Below are 696 nucleotides of genomic sequence, written 5' to 3'. Positions count from 1 at the left end.
GGAACGGGCCCCGGCCCCACGCACATCCACGGCCTTACCGCCGGGGATCTGGCGGGAGCCCCGCGTTTCGCGGAGATCGCCGGTGACATCGCGGCCATGCTCGAGGGCGCGGTGATCGTCGCCCACAACGCCCGCTACGACACCGAAGTGCTCAGCGCCGAGTTCGCCCGCCTCGGAGCCGCCCCCGACGACCTGCTGTCCCTGTGCACCCTGGCCCTGTCGCGGCGCTTCGGCCCGCCGCTGGCCTCCCACCGGCTCATCGACTGCGCCGCCGCCGAGGGAATCGACCCCGGCCGGGCGCACAGCGCCGAAAGCGACGCACGAACCTGCGCCCACCTGCTGCGCCTGTACCTCAAGCGCGCGGCAGCTCAGGACCTGCGCTGGTTCCACCAGATAGGCGCCGTCGGCCACCTGTCTGCTACGCCCTGGGTCTCATCACCGCCCACCGGCCGCAGTCACCGTCGCCGACGATGAGCATCACGCTTTGAACCTCTCCAGCGGGGGCGCCAACCGGGGGAGTAGCACGCCACTGGATTCAGGGAGGCGAGGGACTTCAGCAGGTCGCGTAGGCGGTGTGTTCAATTGCGGGACGGGCGTCTTTGCGCAACATGCCAGCTATCTGAGAAGTATGATAATAAATCTACATTGTAAAGGCGCTGGCTCAAAGTTCAAGATCATTTACAATGGACTAAAGAC

General features: G+C 66.5%; 1 protein-coding gene. It reads left to right on the top strand.

Features of this window, described 5'->3' with window-relative positions:
- Nucleotides 1-474, top strand: a 474-nt coding sequence (locus ACSDR0_RS50985; protein ID WP_435296199.1) for a 3'-5' exonuclease, incomplete at its 5' end; no start/stop codon positions are given.
- Nucleotides 475-696 lie beyond the last annotated feature (222 nt).

It is taken from the genome of Streptosporangium sp. G11 (assembly GCF_051192615.1).
GTDB lineage: Bacteria > Actinomycetota > Actinomycetes > Streptosporangiales > Streptosporangiaceae > Streptosporangium.
The sequence above is the reverse complement of the archived record's forward strand: the minus strand, read 5'-3'. Positions and strand labels throughout refer to the sequence as shown.